The 26,820-nt window shown below is 43.7% G+C and carries 25 protein-coding genes and 1 pseudogene; 11 read left to right on the top strand and 15 right to left on the bottom strand.

Annotated features, from left to right (window positions below; all coding sequences use genetic code 11):
* A pseudogene (locus tag A3738_RS27100) lies at positions 1-245 on the bottom strand (FAD-binding oxidoreductase); the annotation flags it as partial.
* A gap of 102 nt (positions 246-347) precedes the next feature.
* On the opposite strand from A3738_RS27100, the gene A3738_RS27095 reads away from it, so the two are divergent.
* Positions 348-1,367, top strand: coding sequence for an AraC family transcriptional regulator (locus A3738_RS27095; protein ID WP_068477359.1), 1,020 nt, complete (start codon positions 348-350; stop codon positions 1,365-1,367).
* Here A3738_RS27095 and A3738_RS27090 read toward each other — a convergent pair whose 3' ends face one another.
* On the bottom strand, positions 1,368-2,399 hold the full coding sequence (locus A3738_RS27090; protein ID WP_068477362.1) for a DUF484 family protein: 1,032 nt from the start codon (positions 2,397-2,399) through the stop codon (positions 1,368-1,370).
* Positions 2,400-2,498: 99 nt separating this feature from the next.
* A complete protein-coding gene (locus tag A3738_RS27085) occupies positions 2,499-2,705 on the bottom strand; it encodes a hypothetical protein (RefSeq protein WP_068477365.1) in 207 nt (68 codons plus the stop codon).
* A 266-nt stretch (positions 2,706-2,971) separates the two neighbouring features.
* On the opposite strand from A3738_RS27085, the gene A3738_RS27080 reads away from it, so the two are divergent.
* Positions 2,972-3,715 (top strand): 2OG-Fe(II) oxygenase, encoded by a 744-nt coding sequence (locus tag A3738_RS27080; RefSeq protein ID WP_068499782.1) that lies wholly within the window; start codon positions 2,972-2,974, stop codon positions 3,713-3,715.
* On the opposite strand, the gene A3738_RS27075 is transcribed toward A3738_RS27080, so the two are convergent.
* Together A3738_RS27075 and A3738_RS27070 are read right to left on the bottom strand one after the other, a co-directional pair.
* Positions 3,705-4,079, bottom strand: coding sequence for a DUF805 domain-containing protein (locus tag A3738_RS27075; RefSeq protein ID WP_068499778.1), 375 nt, complete (start codon positions 4,077-4,079; stop codon positions 3,705-3,707). The genes A3738_RS27080 and A3738_RS27075 overlap by 11 nt on opposite strands.
* Positions 4,080-4,704: 625 nt before the next feature.
* Positions 4,705-6,453 carry an arylsulfatase gene (locus A3738_RS27070; protein ID WP_082878198.1) on the bottom strand — a complete coding sequence of 583 codons (1,749 nt, stop codon included), beginning with the start codon at positions 6,451-6,453 and terminating at the stop codon, positions 4,705-4,707.
* A gap of 351 nt (positions 6,454-6,804) precedes the next feature.
* On the opposite strand from A3738_RS27070, the gene A3738_RS27065 reads away from it, so the two are divergent.
* Positions 6,805-9,096 (top strand): tetratricopeptide repeat protein, encoded by a 2,292-nt coding sequence (locus tag A3738_RS27065; RefSeq protein ID WP_197471916.1) that lies wholly within the window; start codon positions 6,805-6,807, stop codon positions 9,094-9,096.
* A 320-nt stretch (positions 9,097-9,416) separates the two neighbouring features.
* Here the strand turns inward: A3738_RS27065 and A3738_RS27060 are convergent, their stop codons facing one another.
* Complete coding sequence (locus tag A3738_RS27060) at positions 9,417-11,852, bottom strand: hypothetical protein (protein ID WP_068763983.1); 2,436 nt, start codon at positions 11,850-11,852, stop codon at positions 9,417-9,419.
* A gap of 151 nt (positions 11,853-12,003) precedes the next feature.
* Between A3738_RS27060 and A3738_RS27055 the strand changes: the two genes are divergently transcribed.
* The 5 genes from A3738_RS27055 to A3738_RS27035 all read left to right on the top strand — a co-directional run bounded on the left by A3738_RS27055 (position 12,004) and on the right by A3738_RS27035 (position 17,828).
* The gene (locus A3738_RS27055) at positions 12,004-14,118 is read left to right on the top strand and encodes a flagellar hook-length control protein FliK (RefSeq protein ID WP_068477373.1); all 2,115 of its coding nucleotides are present in this window, start codon (positions 12,004-12,006) and stop codon (positions 14,116-14,118) included.
* Positions 14,115-14,384, top strand: coding sequence for an EscU/YscU/HrcU family type III secretion system export apparatus switch protein (locus tag A3738_RS27050; protein WP_068477374.1), 270 nt, complete (start codon positions 14,115-14,117; stop codon positions 14,382-14,384). Before A3738_RS27055 ends, A3738_RS27050 begins: the two co-directional genes overlap by 4 nt.
* An 89-nt stretch (positions 14,385-14,473) precedes the next feature.
* A complete protein-coding gene (locus A3738_RS27045) occupies positions 14,474-15,526 on the top strand; it encodes a diguanylate cyclase domain-containing protein (RefSeq protein WP_068500234.1) in 1,053 nt (350 codons plus the stop codon).
* The gene (locus A3738_RS27040) at positions 15,516-16,502 is read left to right on the top strand and encodes a GGDEF domain-containing protein (protein ID WP_068477378.1); all 987 of its coding nucleotides are present in this window, start codon (positions 15,516-15,518) and stop codon (positions 16,500-16,502) included. Before A3738_RS27045 ends, A3738_RS27040 begins: the two co-directional genes overlap by 11 nt.
* A 9-nt stretch (positions 16,503-16,511) precedes the next feature.
* On the top strand, positions 16,512-17,828 hold the full coding sequence (locus tag A3738_RS27035) for a bifunctional DedA family/phosphatase PAP2 family protein (RefSeq protein WP_068477379.1): 1,317 nt from the start codon (positions 16,512-16,514) through the stop codon (positions 17,826-17,828).
* On the opposite strand, the gene A3738_RS27030 is transcribed toward A3738_RS27035, so the two are convergent.
* Complete coding sequence (locus A3738_RS27030; protein ID WP_068477382.1) at positions 17,825-18,412, bottom strand: LON peptidase substrate-binding domain-containing protein; 588 nt, start codon at positions 18,410-18,412, stop codon at positions 17,825-17,827. The genes A3738_RS27035 and A3738_RS27030 overlap by 4 nt on opposite strands.
* A 192-nt stretch (positions 18,413-18,604) precedes the next feature.
* Between A3738_RS27030 and ilvD the strand changes: the two genes are divergently transcribed.
* Positions 18,605-20,449 (top strand): dihydroxy-acid dehydratase, encoded by a 1,845-nt coding sequence (gene ilvD / locus A3738_RS27025; protein WP_068477384.1) that lies wholly within the window; start codon positions 18,605-18,607, stop codon positions 20,447-20,449.
* Positions 20,450-20,513: 64 nt separating this feature from the next.
* On the opposite strand, the gene A3738_RS27020 is transcribed toward ilvD, so the two are convergent.
* From A3738_RS27020 to A3738_RS27005, 4 genes are read right to left on the bottom strand one after another with little or no spacing between them, the layout of a single operon-like run.
* Complete coding sequence (locus tag A3738_RS27020; RefSeq protein WP_068477446.1) at positions 20,514-21,023, bottom strand: dihydrofolate reductase; 510 nt, start codon at positions 21,021-21,023, stop codon at positions 20,514-20,516.
* 26 nt (positions 21,024-21,049) lie between these two features.
* A complete protein-coding gene (locus A3738_RS27015; protein ID WP_068500237.1) occupies positions 21,050-21,889 on the bottom strand; it encodes a thymidylate synthase in 840 nt (279 codons plus the stop codon).
* Between the two features lie 10 nt (positions 21,890-21,899).
* Entirely contained in the window at positions 21,900-22,694 is a 795-nt protein-coding gene (gene lgt, locus A3738_RS27010; protein WP_068477448.1) for a prolipoprotein diacylglyceryl transferase, read from the bottom strand.
* A gap of 20 nt (positions 22,695-22,714) precedes the next feature.
* Complete coding sequence (locus A3738_RS27005; protein WP_068477388.1) at positions 22,715-23,500, bottom strand: sulfite exporter TauE/SafE family protein; 786 nt, start codon at positions 23,498-23,500, stop codon at positions 22,715-22,717.
* A 77-nt stretch (positions 23,501-23,577) separates the two neighbouring features.
* On the opposite strand from A3738_RS27005, the gene A3738_RS27000 reads away from it, so the two are divergent.
* Together A3738_RS27000 and A3738_RS26995 are read left to right on the top strand one after the other, a co-directional pair.
* A complete protein-coding gene (locus A3738_RS27000; protein ID WP_197474078.1) occupies positions 23,578-24,351 on the top strand; it encodes an NRDE family protein in 774 nt (257 codons plus the stop codon).
* A 46-nt stretch (positions 24,352-24,397) separates the two neighbouring features.
* Positions 24,398-24,742 carry a hypothetical protein gene (locus A3738_RS26995; protein WP_068477393.1) on the top strand — a complete coding sequence of 115 codons (345 nt, stop codon included), beginning with the start codon at positions 24,398-24,400 and terminating at the stop codon, positions 24,740-24,742.
* A gap of 15 nt (positions 24,743-24,757) precedes the next feature.
* On the opposite strand, the gene A3738_RS26990 is transcribed toward A3738_RS26995, so the two are convergent.
* The 4 genes from A3738_RS26990 to A3738_RS26975 all read right to left on the bottom strand — a co-directional run.
* A complete protein-coding gene (locus A3738_RS26990; RefSeq protein ID WP_068477395.1) occupies positions 24,758-25,234 on the bottom strand; it encodes a hypothetical protein in 477 nt (158 codons plus the stop codon).
* Between the two features lie 38 nt (positions 25,235-25,272).
* Positions 25,273-25,491 (bottom strand): hypothetical protein, encoded by a 219-nt coding sequence (locus A3738_RS26985; RefSeq protein WP_068477397.1) that lies wholly within the window; start codon positions 25,489-25,491, stop codon positions 25,273-25,275.
* Between the two features lie 79 nt (positions 25,492-25,570).
* Positions 25,571-26,197: a hypothetical protein gene (locus A3738_RS26980; RefSeq protein ID WP_068477400.1), complete on the bottom strand. Its 627-nt coding sequence runs from the start codon at positions 26,195-26,197 to the stop codon at positions 25,571-25,573.
* Positions 26,198-26,216: 19 nt separating this feature from the next.
* Positions 26,217-26,820: OmpA family protein (locus A3738_RS26975; RefSeq protein WP_156504532.1), on the bottom strand; the 604-nt coding region annotated here is incomplete at its 5' end.

Genomic DNA, 26,820 nt, shown 5'->3' with positions numbered 1-26,820 from the left:
CCACTGCGCATCGCCAACCAATCAGGAAGACTTTGACCACGAGCGTGACGCACACGAACATCCGGATCTGTATTAATCAATCGATGGTCAGGCAATCGAGATGACGGCACTTGTGCCAATACTGAATCGAGACTTGCATCAGCAAGAGGGGTAGCTTGACCAACATGCTCTAGCAAAAATGCATCCCCAGATTCTGGTAAATCCATTTTGTTTGCTTCATCACCCCAACCATTCCAACGTCGCATTTTTTCACCTACCGATTTGTTCTAAACAATGAATTACTATGGATGCATCATAAAAACTTAACGTAGAATATCACTGACATTTTCGGACAATCTATTTTTATTATGAAACACTTAGGGTTTGCATCTATTGCGGCACTTAAGCAGTACCTTCGCTACGCAGATGCCAAACGCATTGATACCGTCGATCTTTTGGCTGATCTAAAGCTCACGAACAACGTCGAACAATCTGAAGAAGGAAGAATATCTGGACAGCAGTTCCAACAGTTTTTAACTAGCCTTCTGCATCTCTCTAACGACCCGATTATGGGCTTAAGCAGCGCACTGTATGTACAAAGCCATTCGTATAATTTGCTTGGCGCACTGATTGAGCAAAGTGAAACTCTAGGACAAGCCATCTCTCGAATCCCTTTATTTGAGAGACTTGTCGGAGATATGGGGACGACAGAGATACAACGAACAGAAAGTCATCTCGCGTTAGTGTGGCACTGCAATTACACAACCTCGTTAATTGTGCCGCACATGATCGACAACGTACTTGCAAGTTGGACACTTTTTGCACGATGGCTAACAAACAGCAAAGCTTCGGCAAGTGGTGTATATCTGACAAGACCTAAACCTGCGCATTCCATACAACAAACCTATGAACAGGTATTTTCTGCACCGGTATTTTTTGATCAAACAAGTAATCGAATCGAACTATCAAATGAACTGCTGAGAATCCCACTCGTATCAAAACAGCACTCCCCGAAAAGCAGCTTAGAAGGAAAAGTACGAACGAGCTTATCGCAACTTAAATTTGATGGAGAAACCTTAAAAGACCAAATACTTCGCTCCGTTAAAGCGCACCTACAGTTAGGAATCGCGAGCAAAGAGCTAATATGCCAAGAGTTCAATACATCAACGCGACATTTACAGCGCCAACTTGATGCTGAAGGTACAAGTTACAGAGAGATTTTAAGAAAAGCCCGAGAAGAAAGAGCGACACACTTCTTGCTTGATACCGATCTATCAGTGATCGATATCGCCTACAATTTAGGGTACAAAGACGAAAGGAGTTTCTATAGAAGTTTTAAGAAATGGACAAAAGTAAGTCCTCAAGAATTCAGGAATTTGAACAGATAATCAACGAGACTTAGGCTTTAAAGCCTTCATTTTATATAGCTCTTCATCTGCCGCCTTAAGCAATGAACGACCATCATACTTAGCCAAGGTTTCTGTTGAAACAACGCCATAACTCAGCTTAGCTTGAATGCTGCCATTCTCACAAGGCATTGGCGTCTCGATCACCTGCTCCCGAATCCTCGAAGCAATAATATCAGCTCCTTCTTGGGCTTGATAAGGTAGAATTATCACAAATTCATCACCTGCAAATCGAAACACCAAGTCACTCTTTCTCGTGGTTTCCAACAACAAATTGGCAACGTGCTTTAAATAAAGGTCTCCTACCTCGTGACCATAAACATCATTAACCTGCTTAAAGTCATCACAATCTATGAACATCAAAGCTAAGTCAGCACCTTGTCGCTGATGACGACTTAGCTCTTGGCTTAACGCCTCCTCCATTTCTCTGCGATTACGCAAATGCGTCAAGGGGTCTCTTGTCGCTAAAAATCCAACTCGCTCGCGCGCCCATACACCAATAAGTGAAAGCGACACCTTTACGGCAAGCTGTCTTAAGAAAAAATGGTCTTTATCAGGGGAGTAACGAGCTTCATTTGGAGAGCCTAACATCAATGCACCGACTACTTTTTTCTCTACGACAATCGGCAACATTGCAAGTGAAGCAATCTGATCGCGCAAAGCTTTGGGGATTAAACCTCGCCACTTTTGGAGTTGCTGGTTTTTCAAAATCGGCTGTTTTGTACTCTTGGTTGCTTGCAAGAAATCAAGCATCGTCACTTTTTGATAGTGCTCTTGATGATCTTGGCTTTCTAAGTCCTCCAGGGCATGGATGAAATGCTCATTTGCAGGAACATCAACAATCGTCACCCAAACATGCTCTACTGCGAACTTTTCATGCACCATCAATAGCAACTGATCAAAGAAATCGGTACATCTTGCGATATTCATGATTTCTACTTCAATCTCAAACAAATTCTGGGCGATTAATTCATTTGCTTTCGCCCGCTCTACCAACTGATTAACATCAGCCACAGCTACTCCTAATCGTCGAAACCTACTATCTTCTAAGTCTAGAGCAAAGACTGAAGTACGCTCACATAGAGTTATGAATAGTTGTTCATTTTTCTAGTCTTAGCATTTGCTATTGGGGCTCTCTCTTACGTTTTTCTTGTTATACTCGTTAGCCGTTTTTCCGTCATTCAATTCTTCAGGTTTTAGCAGATCTTGTGCAGCACTAAAATCGAATTCGGTATCGGTCCCTAATTGCTCAGGGTCATAACGAATACCGCAACCCGCCTTAATAACTTCAGCTTCTTTTATGTTCTTCGATCCAGACATATTATTCTCTTGCCTCTAAAAATCTCAATTTTGGTGCAATCCATTCCGACACCCAAATGCGTACTCTATGCGCAAAATAGCAACAATTGAAACCATTTATGGAACAAAGCAAAAACCCCTTGCAAACTGTTCCCTGTATGGAACATACATTCCATCCACAACAGGTTTTTAAACTTTTCTTAGTCAATAAAATGCACTCCTGAGTTAGATAAGCAATATCCATAAGAAAAAGCGAATTTCGCTGTAGTTTTGACTAGGGGTTTATCATGCAACAAAAACATTATGTGCCGACATTCCACTTCGACACCACCAAGCCTTGCTACTGCCGTTCGCAAAAAGCATTTGGTGAATGCTGTGGTAGTTCAATTGAAGAAAAACAAACACCAAAAAGTATTAAAGTAGTCCATAACTTTTTGAGCGCATCTGAGTGCAATAGTTTCATTCGATTTGCTGAGAAACAAAAAAGAGAATGGCTCACTGTTGTAGACACAGCCAAATCAACCTCTAACAAACGTGTCTACAAACGTCACGCGAGTCGTGTCACTCAAAATGTCGACTTAGGCAAAAAGCGCGCGCTTGCCAATGATTGGTTTAAGCGTGCCTGCAGCGAGTACCTTGTGGAAATATCAGGCGGCCTTAATGCGCAATGGTTTGAGGAAGCGCAATTGCTTCGTTACGGTCCTGGCGGAAAATACGGAATACACGCAGACTCTGACCAATTCTGCCAACAGGCGAAACAATTCTATAGGTTTATTGATCGGGACTTCAGTATGCTGATCTATCTTAACGATGATTATGTTGGTGGGGGCTTATACTTCAAGGGTTTGAACTACACATATCAGCCAAAACGCGGCGACCTTGTTATTTTCCCTTCTAATCACGTTTTCTCGCATGAGTCGCTGCCGATTGAGCAAGGTAAGAAATTAGCACTAGTAAGCTGGGGAGCATTCCCAGGGACAGCGAGAGTCTCTCAACCTCGCAGTATCGTCCCAATGGCGACTAATCAGTAGCGCTATTTAAAGGAGATAATCCGAAACGATTCATCTCCTCTTCTCCTTTCAAAACCAAAAACACGAAAAGAATAATCCATCCTGCGATCGGAACGAAGATCAGTAAAAGCCACCAACCTCTTCGATTGGTATCGTGTAAACGCCTCACAGCAACAGCCACACTTGGAATTAAGACTAACAAGCCATAGATCGAACTGATCGTGCCAGTATTTGTTTCGTAGTTAAAAGTTCCAATCGATTGATCAAGCAAAGAACAAACCGCCGTAAAGATCATATTAATTAATACAAAGAACCAATATTCCTTACGTCGCGCTCTGCCTTCAAAGTTTGTGTAATTGCCGAGAACTTTAAGATACCAATACATAACTGAGGTCCTTTTTCTCTAAACTGTCTAACAGTCTAGACTAGCGATAAAATGTGGACTGTATCTTTTTAAATGATGAAGGACATCTACTATTAATTGTAGACTCAAAGACGCTTTTGAAACGGCGAGAGGAAAGTTAATCCGTATGTATGCTAATTGGTCAGTAAGTTTTAAGCCAACATTCTAATAGAACGAGTAGTGCTTACTCGCCTTAACATGGTTCATCCTTATGCCATAGTCTGTTTATCAGATAATACGGCAGAGATGAGCAATGAGGAAATAACCGCAAGTTAACAGAAAACCTTAGACACAACGAATGCAAAGTTGGAAGCCTATACCAAGCTCTCACACTTTGTTGTATTTCGCGAGCCATGGGCTGAAGACTCTGGCTACTTTACCCCCACGTTAAAAATAAAACGCCATGTCGTAGAGGACACATTTAAAGCAAGCTACGAGGACTGGACCAAGCGAAAAGATAAAATCGTTTGGGTGTAAATTTATTTCCTTCTACGCAGTCATAAAAAGTCCGACTTATCCACTTTAGCCCTAATATATCGCTGTTTTGATAACCAAAAAAAGCGCCGATTGTTTCAAAACAATCGGCGCTTTTCGGTTCATGCGAACTTTATTGCTGCGCTTTATCTATAAACTCTGCCACCACATTCGACATATCAAACGTTTTACCGCCCTGCACAGGTGGGTACTCGGCGAGCGTTTGCAGATGCTCCGCCATTAATTGACCCATCGGTTGAATCAGCCAAGATACTTTCTGCAGCAAGTGCCCATAAGAATCCGAATTATCATAAGACTCATAAGGATCCATACGAACATTAAATACCAACGGCACGGTTCGCGGAATCACGTTAGAGTAGTAATCCTCTTTCGTTGAGAAATGAAATTTCCACGGTCCCATTCTCACTGCAGTTAGTTTACTTTCGTAATAATGGAACAAGTGATTTCGTTCAGAATGATCGGATAGCCCCATCCAGTAATCAAGGTTGTTCACACCATCAATATACTGTTTTTTCTGCTCGATCATTTTCTCTTTGACGTCAGGCACACCGCCGGCCGTAGCTAGAGTGGTAAATAAATCTTGATGCGCTTGAATACCATTTAGCTTGGTACCGGCTTTGATTTTATTCGGCCAGCGAACCATTGTTGGCACACGCACGCCACCCTCGTATGTCGTCATCTTTTCACCTCTAAAGGGTGTGGTGGCGCCATGAGGCCATGAGCTATGCTCAGGGCCATTGTCTGTAGAGTAAACAACGATGGTATTCTCTGCGAGACCTTGCTCGTCCAGCCAATCGAGCACAAGACCAATATCATGGTCATGCTGCATCATTCCAGCGCCGTGGTAATCGGATTCCGAAGTATACTTCTCAACTTTATTCAACCATTCAGTATCGATACGCGTGTATAGATGCATTCGGCTGGTATTCATCCAAACGAAAAATGGCTCCTCCGCTTCCTTCGCATTTTTTATAAATTCAAACGTGCGCGGAATCACTTCACCTGCATCAAAGTTTTTCATTCGCTCACGAGTCAATGGTCCGGTATCTTCGATAGTCTGTTTTCCAACCACACCGAAGCGAGGGTCTTCCGTTGCATCATAGATGTCGGTCGCAAGCGCATGCACCACTCCGCGCGTCCCAAACTTTTTCTCGTACTCTTCCAGGCTACCCGCAAAGGCTTTACCAAAATTTTGATAATCTCTCTGTTCAGCCTCTTCTTGGGTATTGAGATGGTAGAGGTTTCCGTAGAATTCTTCGAAGCCGTGCATAGTTGGCAGGTGTTCGTTTCTATCACCAAGGTGATTTTTGCCAAAATGTCCGGTGCGATATCCTTCTTCTTTTAACACTTCAGCAAGAGACGGTGACTCTTTTTGTAAACCAAGCGCGTCACCTGGTTGGCCGACCGTCGTCATTCCAGATCGAATCGGATACTGCCCAGTTATGAATGCCGCACGCCCTGCTGTACAGGAAGGCTGGGCATAGTGATCGCTGAACATCACCCCCTCATTCGCAATTCGGTCAATATTTGGCGTTCCATAGCCCATAACCGAATGGTTATATGCGCTTACATTTGACCATCCAATATCGTCGCCCCAAATCACGAGAATATTGGGCTTACCCGATGATGTTTCTGCCTGTTGAACCGGCGTTGAATCTTCACTCTGCTGAAGAGGTACCGCTGCACTTGTCTTAACTGCAGCTTCGTCTCCGGCACTAGACTGCATGCTCTTTTCTACGCTCTCAGATTCGACAGACTCTGCAACCGAAGCTTGTTCACTATTTGCAGTATCTTGGCATGCCGTTAACTGAGAAAATATAATGCCTGATAAAAAAAGAAAACCGAGATTTTTGAACGTCATAATTGCCTCCTGAAATGATGAGTTCAATACCTTTTATCTTTACTTTCTTCTTGCTTAATTTGAACTAATGAAATCTGCGCTGTAACTCTATTATGTTTATTCTTTTGACTTATAGATTACGAGTCTCCGCAAAAGAGTCTAGGCGAAAAAACTAAATGGGTATAGATTTATCCCCACTAAAGTAAGAACACTTCGTATTAAGATGTAAATGTGGGGTTAGCTACATTTTAATTGTTACTTTCGTGAAACCTTTTCAACAAACAAATAACAAGTCGAAAAACCCGTTTATTCGCCTCTATACCCAAGTTAGACTGTTAACAGAGAATTCAAATAAAAATAATGTGCATATTTATGGCATTGTATTCGAAGCTAGTGACGCATCACTGTAGTGGAGCCGTCTTCATTGGGCTATTTTTGTGCTTGATGAGCACCTCAGCGTTTGCGAAAGACCCAACCCTTCTCATCTCGGAGAGCCAAACCTGCGTTGCATGTCATAAAAAAGAGGTGAATGCTTGGCGCTCATCGCATCACGCCAAAGCGATGGGTAAAGCCAATTCGAAAAATATTCTTGGCAACTTTGAAGATGCACGGCTTTCATACGAAGGTAAACTGGTAAAGTTTACACTCGAAGCTGAAAAATATTATATCGAGATGCCAAACTTATCGGGGGTTATGAAAAAGTATCAAGTCCTCTACACATTTGGGTTCGATCCTTTACAACAGTACATGTTCGATGAGGGCAAAGGAAAGCTGCAATTTTTTCCTTTCGCGTGGGACAGCCGACCCAAGAGTATGGGTGGGCAACGATGGTATGTTGTACATCCGGATCAAGAACCGCATGATAGCTTCCATTGGTCTCGAATGGGGCAAAACTGGAACCAAATGTGTGCGGATTGTCACTCAAGCGACTTCAGAAAAAATTTTGATTTGAATACCCGAACATACTCGTCGGAGTTTTCAAGTATCAATGTCTCGTGTTCTTCCTGCCACGGTAATTTGAGCGAGCACAGCAGAGATCCGGTTAGTTATCCCGTTTTAACTGATAGCCCATACATCGGTGTAGAAACGCCGCTGTATAAAACCGACAGTCAAAGTAAGTTAAACCCAATCTCAAAACGTCGTTCATCAGACCAAGTCATAGTCTGCGCCAGCTGTCACGCGCGACGTAATGCGATTAGTGACCGAGCGGAGCCTGATTTTCTCAATCGCGCGCTTGAGACGGTTTTACTGACACCGGAGTTCTACCATGTGGATGGGCAGGTATCAGACGAGAATTTTGTTTGGGGTTCTTTTGTTCAGAGCAAAATGTACGACGCGGGTGTAACTTGCACAAATTGCCATGACCCGCACGGCGGGCAACTCCACGTGACAGGAAACCAAGTCTGCACACAATGCCATGATTCAAAAACCTATGACAAACCAACACACCATATGCATAAAGTAGGCACAGACGCGGCAGAATGTGTTAGCTGTCACATGCCAGCGACTGTTTACATGGGCGTTGATTCGCGGCGAGATCATCAATTTTCGATCCCACGCCCACATCTAACACGCGATACCGGAGCACCAAACGCATGCAATAACTGCCATACCAATCAAGATGCAAATTGGGCAAGCACGACGATCGAGACATGGTACCCAAAAATTGACGATTCCTATGCTAAGCATTTCGCTTACGCTTTCAACGAGGCAGATAATCTAATACCGAGCGGACGTCAAAAGCTGTTAACTGTTTTTACAGACGATACTCAAGCGACCATCATACGCGCATCAGCGCTTAGTCGTTTAGCTAACTATCCGCATCCTGATTCGATGCAAGCAATCGAAATAGCCGTGAAAAGGTCAGAACCACAATTCAGACTTGCGGCGATCGACGCAGCGGCGCCCTACTCCAATGCCGAAAAATGGCAATTACTCAAACCACTTATTAACGATGCTCAATCAAACATTCGTGCCCGAGGATCTCGCGCACTTGCCGCCGCCAGTCAAATGTCATCGATCCCCGTACAAGCGAAAAAATTAATCAAAAACGGATTAGAAGAGTATCGCAGTATGCAAAATTACCAAGCGGATAGAGGTTTTGCGCACACTAATCTCGGTAACTTAGAGCGCGATCTCAACAATTTTGAAAATGCCGCCAAACACTATAATGCCGCGATAAATATTGAACCAATATATATACCCGCCTACCTTGCTTTAGCGAGGTTGACGGAATCATTAAACAATACTGCGCAGAGTATAAATGTTCTAAACCAAGCATTGACCATTAATCCAGACTCAGCTGAGGTTTATTTCGCGTTAGGCCTGACTCGTATTCGTCAACGCAACAAAAAGTTGGCTTTAGCGCACCTGCAAAAGGCAACGGAGTTGTCGCCGAATAACCCTCATTACTTTTTTACATTCGGTGCCTTACTTCAAGATCAAGGACAAGCAGAGGAAGCCTTGAAAAACTATGAGACTGCACACAAGCTCGCACCGAAGAATCCTCGAATGACCTATGCGGTGCTGCCTTTACTGTTAGAGCTCGGCCAAACCCAAAAAGCCCTGACGTATGCCGAGCAACTAGTAGACCTGATACCCGAGGATTTACAAACCCTTAGACTCATTAACATGTTGCGCAAAACGTCCGCAAAAACGAATTAACATAAATAATCAATGCGCATAATTATTAGTGAGTTTGCGTAATTTGATGGCAGGGTTCGGATGCGTGATGGGCGCTCGCTGAAGCCGCTATACGCTTCTTAAACTCCCCAACTAATAAGTGTTTCACTAAGCTTGTGCCCAATATTAGTCAATTTGTAGCGGTTCTCACAGAGCGGTCTTGGCAGCCGTTTATCCAGATTTTAGTACTAGCGCGCTGTTGGCTCCAAAGCCTTAGCTATCGCCCATATTTCACGCTGTCATTTACATCTTGCTACTGATAGCAAACGGGCTATCGAATTTTAGAACATCAAATTTAAATTTCAGTGCGCAATGGTACGACCAATGACCTTCTGGTTTTGGTCATTAGCTTGATTAACATAAATCTCATCTTGCTGGCGCTGTCGAGTTGAGCTAACAAACTCCTCTGCATTAACAGCATAAGCACCTTCGTTTTCACGTAACACAAGTCTAGCAGCAACAGATTCAACTGAAGACAACAACTGTCCTTGAGCGCTTGATAAGGTTCGTTGCGAAGCTACTGAGTAAAGCTGAGGGTTACCTAAGATGCCTTCGTCTTTTGAGTAACTATCATTAGGACGAGCGGTTGAACGTGGCTGATCATCACTAATTAACACATGCATCGTTGATTGGACGCCATTTGTTGCATCAATGCTCAAGCTCGGAACCCATTTTGCATCTTGAGAAGCGGACTCAATTTGTAAAGTCGTTTGATTAATTTGATTGGAGTCTTTGCAGTCGCCAGACAGGATTTCTGTATCGGAACAAAATAGAGCACGACTCTCAAACAAGAAACGTCCCTCTCGACATGTGCCGGCATCTAGATCAAAGCGAGTACACTCATCAACCGCTCCCTCTAACGGCTCCTGAACGTTACACATCACTTCCATGAGACCCTTGTAGCAGACATTAGAAACAGTTGCGCCTTGGACGTTCGTTGAAAAATATATCCCGGAATCTTGAACCACTGGCCGAGAAATAGATTGCACCAATCGACGACCTAACAATAGACGCTCTCGCACAGTGGCCGGTGCGGTAAGAGGCTGTTTGTAGTAATACACCACTAGAGCATCACGCTCTGTCAGACGTAAATTTAACAACAAAGAATCGTCGTACATCTTAAATTCGAAGCTGCGCATATAGTCTTGGTAGTAGGGCAAAAATGCAGCAAAACTAAGATCATTCGCGACTTCATCAAGCTCATTTAAGTCTTCATAGTTACTGGGCGTGCACAACTCAGATTGGGGTGTTGTTGGCGTGCGCTCTGCGTCTGTCACACAATAATCATTGAGATCATTTGGAAAAGAGCAGTTCAAAGCAAGTGTACAGTCATTCGTTACTTGCCATGCGAAGCCTCCAACGTCATTCGCATCGGCACAAGCTACTGGGTCAGCATTGTAACTACAGTCATTCAAATCAAACTGTGAGAACATGTAAGGATCTTCAATGTTTCTCAGCGATCGCGCTAATAAAAAGTCATAACTGTAGTTCTTAGATAAAACTGGCGCACTGTAACTAGCTTTATAGTCACTGTAGAAGAACTTACCCTGATCAAATATAAGGAAATCATCATTATCGAAAGCGATTTGCATCTTAGTGACATTTCCCGAGTCTTCTTCCAATTGATATGACCGATCTTTAAATACATCGTTGGAATCACTTAGCTCAAATAACTCTGAACCCTCAAATACAAAAATATCACGGCCAAGTTGCGCCACATAAAAGTTATCCTCCAACTCTTCGACAGCAAACAACTGACTATAAGCGCCTTCCACTCCCAGAACATTGGAAAAACTCTCTAGATTTCGATCTTGTGGAGCCGTCCAAACTTGGTCTCCAGCGCTATTCCACAATACCAGCTCACGAGCCCCGCTCCCCAAGCCAGCACCGATATATCCATATACTTGCACTTTACTACCTGGATTAGTCGCATCATCTACGTATGCACGAATCGGGTAACTCAAGGCTCTTGCTTGGCTAACATTAGGTAATAGGCGTGTTTTACAGTTAGCTGCGGAACTCTTACCGTCAAGTTCACCAATACATGTCTCTTCATCGATCGCGTTCACATCATAATTAAGCGCTACCTTAAAATAACGACGAAAATCTTGGTTATTTTGACATGCCCTAGCGCTATCAGCTGAATCAACGACCTCAACGTAAACAAAAGAATCATGCAGCTCATTCCATGTTTCATCACCAGTAACCGAATCGACCTCTGCCTCATAACGGATACTAGGGATCACACGGCATACCGTTCCTGAAAAACTTGTCAGTCGCTCAGCAGAATTAGCGTCTAAATCGATATAAAGCACTGCACCAGCATTGGCAAACACCACCGCTTCATTTTGTTTTAAAGGATCGGCAACCAAGTCAAGGTAAGCATGCACCCCCTGACTCATTGCATAAAGTTGGCTTGGGTTAGTACCTTCAACAACCACATTTCCGTCGCAAGAAGATGAGGAAAGAGACGCGTCACTATCATAATTCACGAGAGAAAGCGCGGTGTTATCCTGACAACCATATGCACCCACAAACAAATTTTTAATTTCTTCGAGTTCAGCATCGGGCTGTGCAGGTGGAGTCGGCGTTACGGGAGGATCAGGAAGCTCTTCCTCAGGAAGGATGTCAGTATCAAGAATCTCATCGATCCCCTCAGAACATGCGGACAAAACAAACACGAAGGCCACGACACAAATGTACTGCAATACTTCACTTAAGTTTCTAACTCGCGACACGAAGGTTCCTTTCGTCTTATTTTCTAACTCAGCTATTATATCGATATTAACTGCTTAGATAAGCGTCAGCACAAGCTATTGCGAGCGCATTCACACAAACTTATGTATTTAGTGGTACCTTAGCGCACACACCCTGAAATGAGGCACAAAATTGGAGATACCTTTCGGCTCAAGCCCTGAACAAAATAAGGCAGCTTCAACCGAACAGCGAGCGCCTATTTCTTCTACATCGCAGATCATTCAAATAACGGGAGACACACCTCTTCAGTCCCTCCCTGTGATTAGAGACAATATTGTTGAAATTCAGAGCGTTGATGTAAAAAAAAACCAGACAGCCCTCATCCAAATAATAGGAAAAGTTAAGGGTGAAATACTAAGCACTGATCAAGCAATCACGATCGGCAGCAAAGGCAATCGTCCGACACCTCTTCCAACACAAGCAAGTGAACTAAAAGTACCGCACCTCATAACAAGTCCGGCTCAACCCATTTCAGAAAAAGAGCTTTCAACTTGGCTAATACAGATTAAAAATCAATTTATTCTCGCAAGTTCAAAGTTAGCGCTTAAGACAGGCATGGTACTTAATCTCACATTAACGGAGGCGGGCACTCCGGTCATCAAAAACCTACCCGCAGAGCAGATAGCTACCCTGCCGTTACAGACAAAGACTTCATTCCCTGAGGCACAACTCTCTCAGTTAAGATCTTCCTTAGCTCGCTTACTTCCACAGCAAGTCAGTCTTAACAGCGGTTTTAAAATCCTTCAACAAACACAAATCTCACCGACTCTGCCAGATAGATTAGAAGGAGCTCAACAAGCATCGTCTTTGATTCTAAGCACACTCAAAGAGCAATTACCTAAGTCCGCCGATCTTACTGCAAAATCTGCAACGACCACATCAACCAGCAATGAGCAAGTCTCATTCACGCCAATTGAGACCATCAAGTCATGGCTAAAACTTAGTGGAATAGAGCTTGAAGCAAAGCTTCTAAATCGAGATAGCAATCAATCAGTAGCCAGTCAGAACACACCCGATCAAGTCAAAACGCTCGATACCCAAGGTATATGGAAAACGCTTGTACTACTCGAAGGGCGCAGCAAATCAGAACAAGATCTATGGCAACGAGCGTCTCAGCGAGCCATCAACATTATTAACCTAAATGGTCCAATGCTTACACCGCCGGAACCACTTCAAACGCGGATTTCAGAATTTATTCAGCAACTACCAACACAGCTGAAATCTCAAACAAGCATGAGCGAAACGGCGCAAAAAATCACAAATTTCGACCAGTTATCAAACTCACTTTTCAATCAAACGAAACAACTATTTGACTTACTATCTAGCAATACAGCAAACACCCTCAATGCAAATAACAATAATATCAAGTTGGTACTTACAAACTTAGAATCCTATGATAAAAAAGCACCTTCAATTATTTTGAACCTCGCAAACAATCAAGATTCACCAGCATTTAAACTCTTAAGTAAACAAAACGAGCTATTTACTCAACAAATTCAAAACACCCTTAACTTACTGCCAAATATCAGCAAATCTCAATCAGATATCAAAGCATCCCTTCAAAGCCTTGCGTTCGGTATTAGCCAGTCCTCAAACACACCTAAGCCAAGCACATCACAAACTGAGAACCTATCATCTGAGCCTCGCTTGTATGGTTTGTCTGAGAATCAACTATTTACCAAAGCTTTTGATTTTCCGAAACTGGATAATGCGGCATTGAAAGCACAAGCGATATTAGCCGACCAAGAGCTATCGACAGGACAACTGTTGAGACTCCTTGCGGGTATGATTAATCGGATTCAGTTCAATCAAGTAAACAGTCTCTACCAAGCCCAAACATCTAACGAACCCGGCTTTATTCAAGCATGGAACATGGAGCTGCCTTACACGCACCAAAGCAACATCGAAACGCTTCAATTACGTATCGAGCAGCACGAACAAAAACAAGAGCAGCACCAACATCCGCATAAAAACAAAGAGAAAGCGTGGATCATAAAACTGCAATTCAATCTGGAAGGCATAGGCCCACTTCACGTTCGAGCAACCCTAAACCCACCTCATGTAAAAACAGAGTTTTGGGCGAAGAATCAAAAAGCTTTGCAACTGATCAAGTCCGAAGAAAACCTTTTTAAAGCGCAACTAAAAAAGGCTGATCTAAATATTGATAGCGCAAGTTATTATCTAGGGGCGCCTCCAAGCGATACACACACCGAAGTAAAGCAAGGCTTTGTGGATATTCGAGCATGAGCAAACTACCTGAAGCAGTCGCACTGCATTATGACCAAGAGAGCGCTCCTAAAGTTGTAGCAAGCGGCACCGGAGACATCGCGCAAGAAATCGTTGATATCGCAAATGCGCATGGCATTCCTTTGTACGAGAATGCCGAACTAGTAAGAATGTTGGCACAACTTGAGTTGGGAGAAGAAATTCCGGATGTGTTGTACAGAGTGATCGCAGAAATCATTGCATTTGCATTTTACCTACAAGGCAAAGCGCCCAAGGATTTTTCTTAATAGTCCGCAAGTTACCATGCAAACAGCCTATTTAAGGTTTATGATTAAGTAATAATCATAAGCTCGCACAGCGAATTCAAAAGTAGACAATGCAACAACCTGACAACTCCATTCTCACACATTCTCCAGCATACGCTGTAGCAACTGTATTAAGCGGCCTGAGCACTGTTATCGCGGTACTAGATAAGCAATTCGCGCTTGCCATATTTTTAGGCTCATTTACTGCGCTATTATTTTTGTCTCGATTAGGAAAAGTGCTCTCCCCTAGATTCACACAAAAGCTTAATCAATTTGGCACAACTTCTCCGACAGAAGAAAGCTTTGAATCAGGCACGCCTCGTCGTCTCTCGATTATTATCGCCGTCTTAACACTCGCTATTCTTTGGGTCGCTCCTGACCAAAGCGGTATATGGGTCTATTCCCTGCCTCTCATGCTTATGTTTTTCTTTGAGTTTAAAGTTGCCTTACCGATCTTAGCGATCACAAGTTTGTTATCCATAGGCTTGATCGCATGGCACGATTCACCATTTGTATCCTTGCAAGCCGTACCAAATTTCATTCTGTTTTTAGGTGCATCGTGTGCACTGGTTTATCTACGTGAACTGCGTCGTCGCCAACTTTTACCCTTACGAAGAACCGACAATTTAAGCCACGCAGCATCTCTCCAACACCTCAATGAAGATCTGCAAAAAGAGATTCAACGAAGTGAGCGTGAAGGGAGCGACCTTAGTGTTGTATCACTAAAACTCGACCCTACAGCTACCGAAAAGCTCAACAACAAAGAACATGATTTTGTGCAAGTAGAAATAGGAAAATTGCTGCATAACAACCTGCGTATTTTTGATAGTTACTATCGTCTGGAACAACACAGTTTCTTGATTGTTTTACCGCACACTAGCTCAAAGCCAGCCATCAAGATCGCAGATTCTCTGCGCTTGAAAATCAAACAACAAATCCAATTAAACAAAGTAAATATGACAAGCAGCATGGGTGTGAGCCATCTCAATGTCGGTGACGATTGCCACTCGATGGTTCAGCACGCACACATTGCACAAGATAAAGCTCTTCAGCGCGGTGGTGATCAGTCTTATCTTTTTAGCGACAAAGATCTAAACAATAGCGAGCAAAACAATGAGAACTGAAGTACAACTGCAAGGCCAAGTGATAAGCAGCCTCTATTTACTTGCAGGAATCATTATGGTCGTGCTCGGCGTGCAAAACTTTCGATACGGCATGTACCCTTTAGTCTACACCGCAAGTTTACTGAGTCTGACATTTTTTGGCTTAGCGACCTACGCACGCTTTACCTATCAACTTAGCAATCTTCAGCGCGCCAATGTTGCAGCACTATGTTTTGTTTTTCTGGTCCTTCTCTTGGACGCGCAAACGCATGCACAACAATTGATGTACTGGCTCATCCCTCTGGGCTTGTTTGCCTACATCGCCTTACCACTGAAACAAGCCAAAATCCTTAATATCGTTGCAGGATTATGCTTCACTGCAGTGTTATTCCACCATGCAGATCTACTCACTGTTTCTTTGTTCGCCACGAGCTATGTACTGATGATTGCATTTGCAGGAACATTTGCAATGCTGCACCAGAGTCGCAGTCGTACTCTCGTTGAGTTAGCCATTCATGAGCCGGTGACTAGTGCTTACAACATCAGACACTTAGAAGACACACTAAATAAAGAAGTCTCACGATCTAAAGAAACAGAGCGCCCTGTTTCCATATTGTCTCTTGAAGTCGATTACTTTGAACAAATAGAAGAAATGCATGGTATTGGCATTCAGCAAGATTTATTGAAACAATTATCTGAAACGCTGAATGGAATGATTCGAGCAGGAGACAGCCAATACTTCGATGCCCAGCAGCGTTTTTACTTGCTACTACCCTGCACACCAGAAGAGGGCGTACTTGTCATTGCAGAACGAATCAGAAGAACGATTGAAGAAAGCACGTGGCCCGAAGTAGACAGCATTACAGTCAGCATTGGCGCCAATACATTCACACCTGTTAAAAACTCAAAAAGCGCTCAAGAGTTGCTTCAAGGCGCGCATGCAGCGCTGGCTGAAGCACACAGCAAAGGTAATAATCGCGTTATATTGAACGACTAACCACCTAAGATGCCAAGTTTAATAGAGTTAAGTCACTGGCTCACCGCAAACGCGAGCTTAATATTACCTGCAATTGCGATCATCGCGTTTGTCGAATCATTTGCCATCGCAGGCATTGTTGTCCCAGGCGTTGCATTGCTGTTTTCAACTGCTGCCGTTGCAGGACTCGCAGGCATCCCGCTCATAGAGGTATTAGCTGCCGCATTTATCGGCGCTGTGCTTGGTGACGTTATTAGCTTTTGTATTGGCCGTGCCTTCCACGACCGATTACCTCTCACATGGCCTTTTTCAAAGTATCCAAACGCCTTACAAGAGGGTGAAAGATTTTTTGAGAAATATGGCACCTACAGCGTAGTCATTGGTCGGTTTGTCGGACCTCTGCGTCCAGTACTCCCACTCACTGCGGGTGTACTCCAAATGTCACCCACCAAATTTATTCTTATCAATCTGCTTTCAGCTATCGCATGGGCTCCAGCCTATATATTACCCGGTTATTTGGGAGCAGAAATAACGCAACTCGCTACTCAAAATCGTGATATTACCTATGCCCTTGTGCTTGTTTTATGCCTAATAATTGCGATCAGCCTGTTATGGTTATCACTGAGCAAACAGCGAGCAAAACCGTTCGTGTACTTTGGCTCAATATTCACTTTAAGTGCCATAGCATTTTCAAGCATTGCTTATTTAAACATTAGCGGCATGCTAGATGGCTTTGATGTATGGGTTCTCGCCAAGGCATTAACTGTCAGGGATACCTTGTTTTACAGCTTCTTTGTTTTCATCACGCTGCTCGGCGATCAAGCTCTGCTTATCTTGTTATTCCTGATATGCGTTGCATCTCTCGCGACCCATAAACAATACAAGCATGCTATCTACTTCGCTCTGACGGGTATCACTGTCGCCGGATTCACCCATGGGTTTAAATACTTATTTAACACAATCCGCCCAGACCATTTGCTCGGTGCACTTTCAAGTGGTGCATTTCCGAGTGGGCATACCAGTGGAGCAGCTGTCTTCATCGGATGCTTAGTATTAACGGCAATGCCTAGTCAGAAATCTAACGTATGGAAGGTCTGCGGACTAATCATCATCATCCTCATTGCCTGTTCACGCATCATTCTTGGAGTTCACTGGGCGAGTGACGTGATCGCAGGGTTGCTGCTAGCTGGCATCATCTTATGCTTAAGTCACTTGGTACTGCCACGTGAAGACAAACACCTCGACCCGAAAATCAACAAGCAGTATTACGTAACGTTGCTCATTATTCCTGTCACCTACGTCGTTCTGTCGATGAGTAACGCACTCGTTTTTTATTCTCCGCGTTAAATCATCTCTAATACAGTTTGAGAGATAGATTCTAGGCGACTCACTAATTCAGGCTGCTCATAAAGACGTTGTTTCTCTTCTAGAGGCAATGGCAACAATTCAACCAATCGTAAACTTACCTGCTCTGCATCTTCATAATCGATCGTTAAATTTAGCTCTTCAATACTCGGATGTTTGACCAAAGCCTTTAAAATCTCGATCAGATCATCATAGTTTTGAGGCAAATGCTGAGAACGCTCATCGCTATGGGTCGATGCAGATACAGGCTCACAATCGGCATACCAGAGTTTCTTATCAGTGCGATAAGTTTGCGTGAACAAAACACTTTCCACACCTTCTAAAACAACCGCTAAAACACCATCGTCATCCAAGTCAAAATCAACAACTTTCGCCAAACAGCCTTGACGATAAAATGGTAGATCGACTCCCCCTTTTGCTTGAGGATTAATTGCCACTGAAACCAGAGGCAAATCGTTTTTCATGCAATCTTTTATGGCATCAAGGTATTGGGCTTCAAACACGCGCACTGACACACGTCCTCTCGGACAAAGCATTGCTTCTAGCGGAAACACAACAACCTTCACTTTTTACTCCTAAATTCATCGAATATTTCTGAGCAGAATAGGTGATCTCCGCACAGATCTGCAAGCGAATAAGATCTTAGTCACTTTTATGCCTTTCTAAGTGTCTATCTACTGTGGACACTGCAGGTTTTCTGGTAAGCTTGCTCGAAATTTTTTTGTGTAGATACATTACTTAAAGACGAGAAATTAAACATGCCAACTTATCGTTCCAAGACTTCAACTCATGGTCGTAACATGGCAGGTGCACGTGCTTTATGGCGCGCAACTGGTATGACAACAGAAGACTTTGAAAAGCCAATTATCGCGATAGCAAACTCATTTACACAATTTGTCCCAGGACATGTTCATTTGAAAGACATGGGGCAACTCGTCGCACGCCAAATTGAAAAAGCGGGTGGCGTTGCAAAAGAATTCAATACCATCGCGGTCGATGATGGTATTGCTATGGGGCATGATGGCATGCTTTACAGCTTACCCTCACGTGAGATCATCGCCGACTCTGTCGAATACATGGCAAACGCGCACTGCGCAGACGCATTAGTGTGTATTTCAAACTGCGACAAAATCACACCCGGAATGCTCATGGCAGCCTTGCGCTTAAACATTCCTGTTGTATTTGTTTCAGGTGGCCCAATGGAAGCGGGTAAGACAAAATTGAGTGAACACAAACTCGATCTTGTCGACGCGATGGTTATCGCAGCGGATGATACGGCCGATGATGAAACAGTTGCCGAATATGAGCGCAGCGCATGCCCAACATGTGGTTCATGCTCTGGAATGTTTACCGCAAATTCAATGAACTGTTTAACTGAAGCGATTGGTCTTTCGCTTCCTGGTAACGGCACGACACTCGCGACGCATGCCGATCGTGAGAAATTGTTCTTAAAAGCAGCAGATTTGATCGTAGATATTACGCACCGTTACTACGAACAAGACGACGAATCTGTCTTGCCTCGATCAATTGCCAACACTAAAGCGTTTGAAAACGCTGTAGCACTTGATGTTGCCATGGGCGGATCAACAAACACTATTCTTCACCTCCTCGCTGCGGCACAAGAAGCAGAGTTGGATTTCTCAATGAAGAACATCGACGAACTAAGTCGCAAGATTCCTCAGCTATGTAAAGTCGCACCAAACTCTCCAAAGTATCATATTGAAGATGTTCACCGCGCAGGCGGCATCATGGCTATCTTGGGCGAACTCGATCGTGCTGGCATTCTGCATACAGATACGCCAACCGTTCACTCAGCAACAATGAAAGAAGCGCTAGCCGAGTGGGATATCATGCAAAACAACTCACCTGAATTGGCAGAGTTCTTTAAAGCAGGTCCAGCGGGCATTCCAACACAGACCGCGTTTAGCCAAGCGACAAGATGGCCAAGCCTAGATGGTGACCGTAAAGATGGTTGTATTCGTTCTATCGAAAACGCGTTCTCGCTAGAGGGCGGCCTCGCTATTCTTTATGGCAATATCGCTCTTGATGGGTGTGTTGTGAAGACGGCAGGCGTTGATGAGTCAATCCACGTATTCACGGGTAAAGCAAAGATCTTCGAAAGCCAAGACTCAGCAGTAAAAGGTATTTTGAACGATGAAGTAAGTGAAGGCGACGTTGTCGTTATTCGCTACGAAGGTCCGAAAGGCGGCCCAGGGATGCAAGAGATGCTTTACCCAACAAGTTACCTTAAATCGAAAGGCCTTGGTAAAGCATGTGCGCTATTAACCGACGGTCGATTCTCAGGCGGCACCTCTGGCCTATCTATCGGTCACTGCTCACCAGAAGCTGCAGCAGGTGGTGCTATAGGCCTGATTGAAGAGGGCGACATCATTGAAATCAACATTCCTGAACGTAGCATCAACGTGAAACTTAGCGATGCTGAGTTACAAGCTCGCCGCGATGCAATGGACGCAAAAGGAAAAGATGCGTGGAAGCCATTAGAAGATCGTCCACGTAAAGTGACACCAGCACTTAAAGCATATGCTTTACTAGCCACTAGTGCGGACAAAGGCGGTGTACGTAACTTAGATATGCTCGACTAACAGCATAACAAAGAGCAAAAAGCCCGAGTATCTGAGAGATGCTCGGGCTTTTTATTATTAAGGCTTAAGCTGGCTTACGATCATACACAACAAAACTGTAGTCATAAGGATTAGGCTCTTCTGCTTTATAATCTTCCCGACCTAACTCCGACCATTGTGAGCGATCAAATTCAGGAAAATAGGCATCCCCTACCACATGCCGATGCACTTCAGTCAAATACATCCTATCAACCAAATCTAAAGACGCTTTATAAATTTGGTCACCGCCAATAATCATAAGCTCATTCTGACCATCAATCTCTGCAATCGATTCAGCCAATTGAAAGGCTTCCTCTAAGGAATGCACGACCTTCACACCCTCAGCAGACCAATCTGTATTGCGTGTCACCACGATGTTGACTCTTCCCGGAAGCGGCTTTCCAATAGACTCAAAAGTCTTGCGTCCCATGACGATAGGCTTACCCATCGTCACTTCTTTGAAGTACTTTAGATCATTCGGCAAATACCAAGGCAGCTTATTATTTCTACCGATCACATGATTCTGAGACAACGCAACAATCAGCGATTTTTTCATAGTCATTACTCTATCTTCCGCCTAGATCAAATTGCGATCGGTGCGCGAATCAAACCATGAGGATCGTAACCTTCGATTTCGAAGTCCTCATACTCATAGTCAAATATCGAAGCGGGCTTTCGCTTAATCTTCAATGTTGGCAGGGCGCGAGGCTCGCGCTTGAGTTGTTCGAACACAATCTCGTCCGTCAAATGATTACTATACAAATGGCAGTCGCCAAATGAATGAACAAAGTCACCAACCTCCAAGTCACATTGCTGCGCAATCATGTGAGTCAATATCGCGTAGCTGGCAATGTTAAATGGCACACCCAAAAATAGGTCAGCACTGCGTTGGTACAACTGACAAGACAACTTCCCGTTTTGAACATAAAACTGGAATAAACAATGACAAGGCGCCAACGCCATACGACCCTGCTCTACGTTTTCCTGCGGACTAATAGTCTCGTCCGGTAACTCAGTTGGGTTCCAGGCAGAAATAATCAAACGTCGCGAGTTAGGCTTAGTTTTGATTTGTTGAATAAGCTCTGCAACCTGATCAACAACTTCACCGCTTTGACCAGCCCAACTTCGCCATTGCTTGCCATAAATAGGACCGAGATCACCGTCTTGCGTTGCCCATTCATCCCAAATCGAAACACCACGTTCTTTCAGCCAATTGTTATCCGTACTTCCTTTCAGAAACCACAATAACTCATAAATAATACTCTTGAGGTGCACTTTTTTTGTCGTGACCAACGGAAAGCCTTCACTCAAGTCGAATCGCATTTGGCGACCAAACACGGAGCGAGTTCCAACACCCGTTCTATCTCCGCGATCAACACCGTTATCAACAACATCTTGCATTAAATCTAAATATGCTTGCATAACTAACCCTCTATGCCTCCTTCGCCATACCACGCTTGTTTGCGTAAACAACCATGCCAATCCCCAATGCAATCATTGGTAGCGACAATAGCTGACCCATTGTGAGCCAGCCCCAGGCAATAAAACCAATATGCGCGTCTGGTTCGCGCACAAACTCAATAATAAATCTAAATAACCCATAGAAAACTAAGAACATGCCCGAAACCGCATACATTGGTCGCGGCTTCGATGCATACCACCAAAGAATTAAAAACAAAACTAAGCCTTCAAGGAAACTCTGGTACAGCTGCGAAGGATGACGTGCCAATTGGGTTGGATCAGTAGGAAACACCATCGCCCATGAAACGTCGGACGCACGGCCGTATAGCTCGGCACCAATAAAATTACCAATACGCCCTAAGCCTAAGCCAATGGGAACTAATGGCGCGACAAAATCTACTAGCTGCCATGGCTTGCAACCGACTTTTCGCGAGAATAAATATAGAGCTGTGATAACCCCTATCAATCCCCCGTGGAAAGACATTCCACCTTCCCAAACTCTAAACAACCAAATTGGGTCATCGAGAAATTTCGGAAAATTATAAAAGAACACATACCCTAGGCGACCACCAACAATCACACCTAGCGCAGCATAGTAAATCATATCCCCAACATCTTGCGGTTGAAGCGGAGCATCAGCTCTTTGCGCGCGTTTTTTACCTAACAAGTAAGCCGCCAAAAAGCCAAACAAGTACATCAAGCCATACCAATGCACTTCTAAAGGTCCAAGGCTGACCGCAACAGGATCAATTTGTGGATAGGCTATAGCCACCGACTACTCCTCACTTAAAAAAAGACAAACTTAATGCCAATCGCAAAAAGGCAAATAGAAAATAATTGTTTTAATCGTTCTGCATTCATTATCTGAGCGAATTGCGCCCCTTTTCTCGCAAACGCCACTGAGACTAAAGAGGTCATCACTACAGCAGGAAGATAAATATATCCCCAGCTATATTTTGGTGTGAGCGTGGAGTCTAGAGTAAACGTGATGTTAGCGATAGCCCCCGTGAGAGCAATTGGCAATCCACAAGCAGCAGCCGTGCCGACCACCCTCTTCATTGGCAAACCTAAACGATGAAAATACGGAACACTTAAAGTACCACCGCCAATACCGAACAAAGCTGAAATACCACCGATACTTAAGCCTATCGGAAACATTGTTCGCGTCGACACCCCATCTGAAGCATTCTCGGGCTGCTGCCTGCGAAGCATTCGAACCGCGACTAGCATGACAAATATACCGAGTAAAATACGAAGATCTTGGCCATTGATTTGCAGTGCTAACAGTACGCCTAAAATGGCACCCAAAACGATACTCGGGGCGACTTTCGACAATACATGCCAATCAACACCGCCAAGTAAATGATGTTTACGCGTTGAACTGATAGAGGTAAAAACAATACACGCTAGTGAGGAAGCGATCGCCATATGCGTTAATACGGAAGCATCAAACCCTTGCGTTTCAAAACAAAACACAAATACGGGTACCATTATAATACCGCCACCCACACCGAATAATCCGGCTATAAATCCAGCCAAGGCGCCAGCGAGTAAATACGTTAGGATAACCATATCTGTTTAAATAGACGAAACGTGGGTAAGTAAGCACCATATCATAACAAGATTCAGGCAAGTGATACGTAATGTGTTTGATTATTTTTAAATGGCAACCAAAGAGTGAAACGCCACTCATATTGCTCGGTAATCGTGATGAGTTTTATCAGCGACCGACAGACCAAGCATTTAAATGGGATAACGGCATTTGCGCTGGCAAAGATAAACTCGCAGGAGGAACTTGGCTGGGTATCACAGCAAATCAACGATTATGCACGGTTACTAACTTTCGAGAAGTTCCGAGTTCAAGCGGCGAAAAATCAAGGGGCTTAATCCCAAACGAGTTTTTGTTAAGCGAAGTCAGCGCTCAAGAATACGCTACGCACCTTGCACAAAGCTCTGAAGATTACACCGGATTCAATGCCCTGATCTTCGATGGTACTGAACTTGTATACACGAGTAATCGAGACACGCAAAACTTTCGCATACTTGATGCTGGTATCTATGGTCTGAGTAATCACCTACTCGACACACCTTGGCCAAAAGTAATCAAAGCCAAAGGCGAATTTAAAAAGTGCATCGACGATTCACCAGAGCCAAACACAGATCAAAAAAATGCCTTATTTGCGTTAATGCAGGATCAAACTCAAGCGCCTGAAAATGAACTTCCTAATACTGGACTGGGGGTTCAAAGTGAGAAATTGCTTTCGAGTATTTTCATTCGGAGTAAAGAGTATGGCACGCGCACAAGCTCACTTGTGCGCATTCATCAAAACAAAATTTCGTTAATCGAACGCAGTTATGACACGACTTTCAACTCAGAGAACAGCCAAGACTTGCCCTATACCGAAGTGGAAATAAATCTCTAAGGCGTAGTAAAGAACACGAACCCGGATTAGACCAAGAGAGATCACTATGCATATGCTCATCAAACTCAAGCAAAAATACTTACTAGGCTTTCTCTTTATTTCTTCCTTTCTATGGATAAACCATTCTTCTGCAGAAGAACAAAGCGCCCTAATCTGTAAAGTAGATGGTAGTGATGACGCCTTTAAAATTTATGAAAACCAACGTATCTATGAAAGCGAGCAGTTTGAGCATTACCAACTTATAGACGGTCTCACTGTGTTGGTTGTTAATAAAGACACGATGAAATTCAATCGACTTTCCAACTTAAATTTACTTGCGCATTCAACCATGGACCCAAGTATGCCTCCTGAACCACATCAGTTTTTTAGTGGCGAGTGCAGCAGAGCATAAGTTAACGACCACGAATCAATCCACATATAGTTCTGGCTGAGAGAGAAAAGTCTGTATGATTTTAGAATTATCTTCTTGAGCGAGTGTAATCGCTACGCGGGAAATCGACTGCTCCGTATAACTTGAAGATGGACTTGCATGGCATAAAAAGAACAACAAGGCCTCACTTAAATCAGAATATACATGCCAAGAGTTCATAACAATGGCCTCTTCGGCCGATCTTGCAACATCGCCAAGTAGCATATCTTCGATCAAATCATGGAAGCGTTCACTATCACTCCCCCAACACACAAAATAACATGCACCTTGCGCTAAGAGATCTGACGCTAAACGCGCCAATTTTCCATCCGAAATTGGACGAAAATCGCCACCAATAAAGCATATGAAATGTTGCGAACCAATGTCGAATGTTGGTATCGATTGATCAAAGGATGGGAGAAAGCAAGCATAGACCGCATCGTTGTGATAACGGCACAACAAATCTAGTGACATAGGAGAATTCAAACTAAAAGCGATTATGAGAAACCAAGTTAATCGTCATCTTGCATGGGAATGAGGTATAAACCTGATCTAAGACCCGCTAAACGTTCATCGATCTTAGCTTGCTCTTCGCCAGTTAAGGAAAGTGACACATCCTCTGGTACAAAAATATAATCGTCTTTTTGAATGTCGAATCCGATTTTTCCGAGGATACGTCCGCTTGAACTAATGCAATCAAGCTGTTGTTGAATAGGCCAAAACAGGACCATGAAGGGAATTCTCTCAGTATTGCAAAAGCAAGGATGATAAGCCTTTAATTTGGCTAACTCAAAGCCACAATTTAAAAAACTATTCTTCTTTTAACTTCACACGGGTCGACAACTTGCTGGCCTGCTTTTGAATTACATGTTGCGCAAGCAGCTCTTGCTCAACCTCCGAAATCTCTTCAAAATTTACACGCACCCAATATGGTCGATCCTTGAGTTGCTGCTTTTCATAGTCCGACAATTCCGCGGAAAACGCATCGCGACGTTCACAACCAACCACCATCGCCAAAGCTTGTACAACTTCTTCAGAAGGAAAGAGTTTGATATGCAAACTCAACATTTGCGCTTTGCTGAAATCAGTATGATATGGAAATGCCAAACCACAAGCACTGACATTCGCCTCACACATCATATAAGTGTGTGCATGCTTATCATCAACCTTAGGTTTGCCTGTATCAACGTCGGCCGCAATCAAATCTATCTTATGATTTAACAAGCCAAGTAAAGTAGCGAGCGATTCATCTTTGCGCTTAAGTCCAGCAAGATGACGGTTAATGGCACTATTGACCTTGACCAGCCTTTGTTCGGGCGTCTGAACCGACCCTGAGTCTAAATGCTCAACGTCAGTGTCGGTGACAAGCATCAAGCGTAAACCGATATGGTCATCAACCCGAAAATACCGACGACGCTCTGATGTTTTTTGAGACATAGCTACTCCGCAACTTAAGCTAGAAAATTTCCTCCGGCGACAAATCTAACATGTCTCGCAGCAAACTAGTATTCGCAGCATCAACCGCTTGTTCACTGGCTTGAATATCTTTGCGCATTGAGTCTGCGCTTTTCTCTTCAAGCACGATCTCTACGCGTCGATTTTTAGCTCGATGCTCAGTAGAGTCGTTTGCGACTAAAGGACGGCTATCTGCAAAGCCCGAGACCGAAACACGTCTTGGGTCTAAATCACCCGATTCCATGAGTCCGTGGGCAACGACTAAAGCGCGTTTTGCTGACAAATCCCAGTTTGATGGAAATTCTTTTGTTTTTATCGGCACATCATCCGTGTGCCCTTCTATTGAAATTCTACCCTGAACAGAGCCTAGTAGGTCAACGAGCTTGTCCAAAATAGGTAAAAAATCATCTTCCAGATGCGCTGAACCTGAAGAAAACGACCCTTTCTCTTCAACTCGTATAATAATTTTGCGCCCTTGAGTTTCTAATTCGATTAATTCTTCTGAAATTTCTTTCTCTAGAAAAGACGCAATTTCGAGAGCCTGATCTTCTGCTTCCTCAGCAGCCTTAGTGACAGTAGAAACCAATAATTGTTGCAGCTCTAGC

Source organism: Oleiphilus sp. HI0066, from assembly GCF_001635725.1.
The sequence above is the reverse complement of the archived record's forward strand: the minus strand, read 5'-3'. Positions and strand labels throughout refer to the sequence as shown.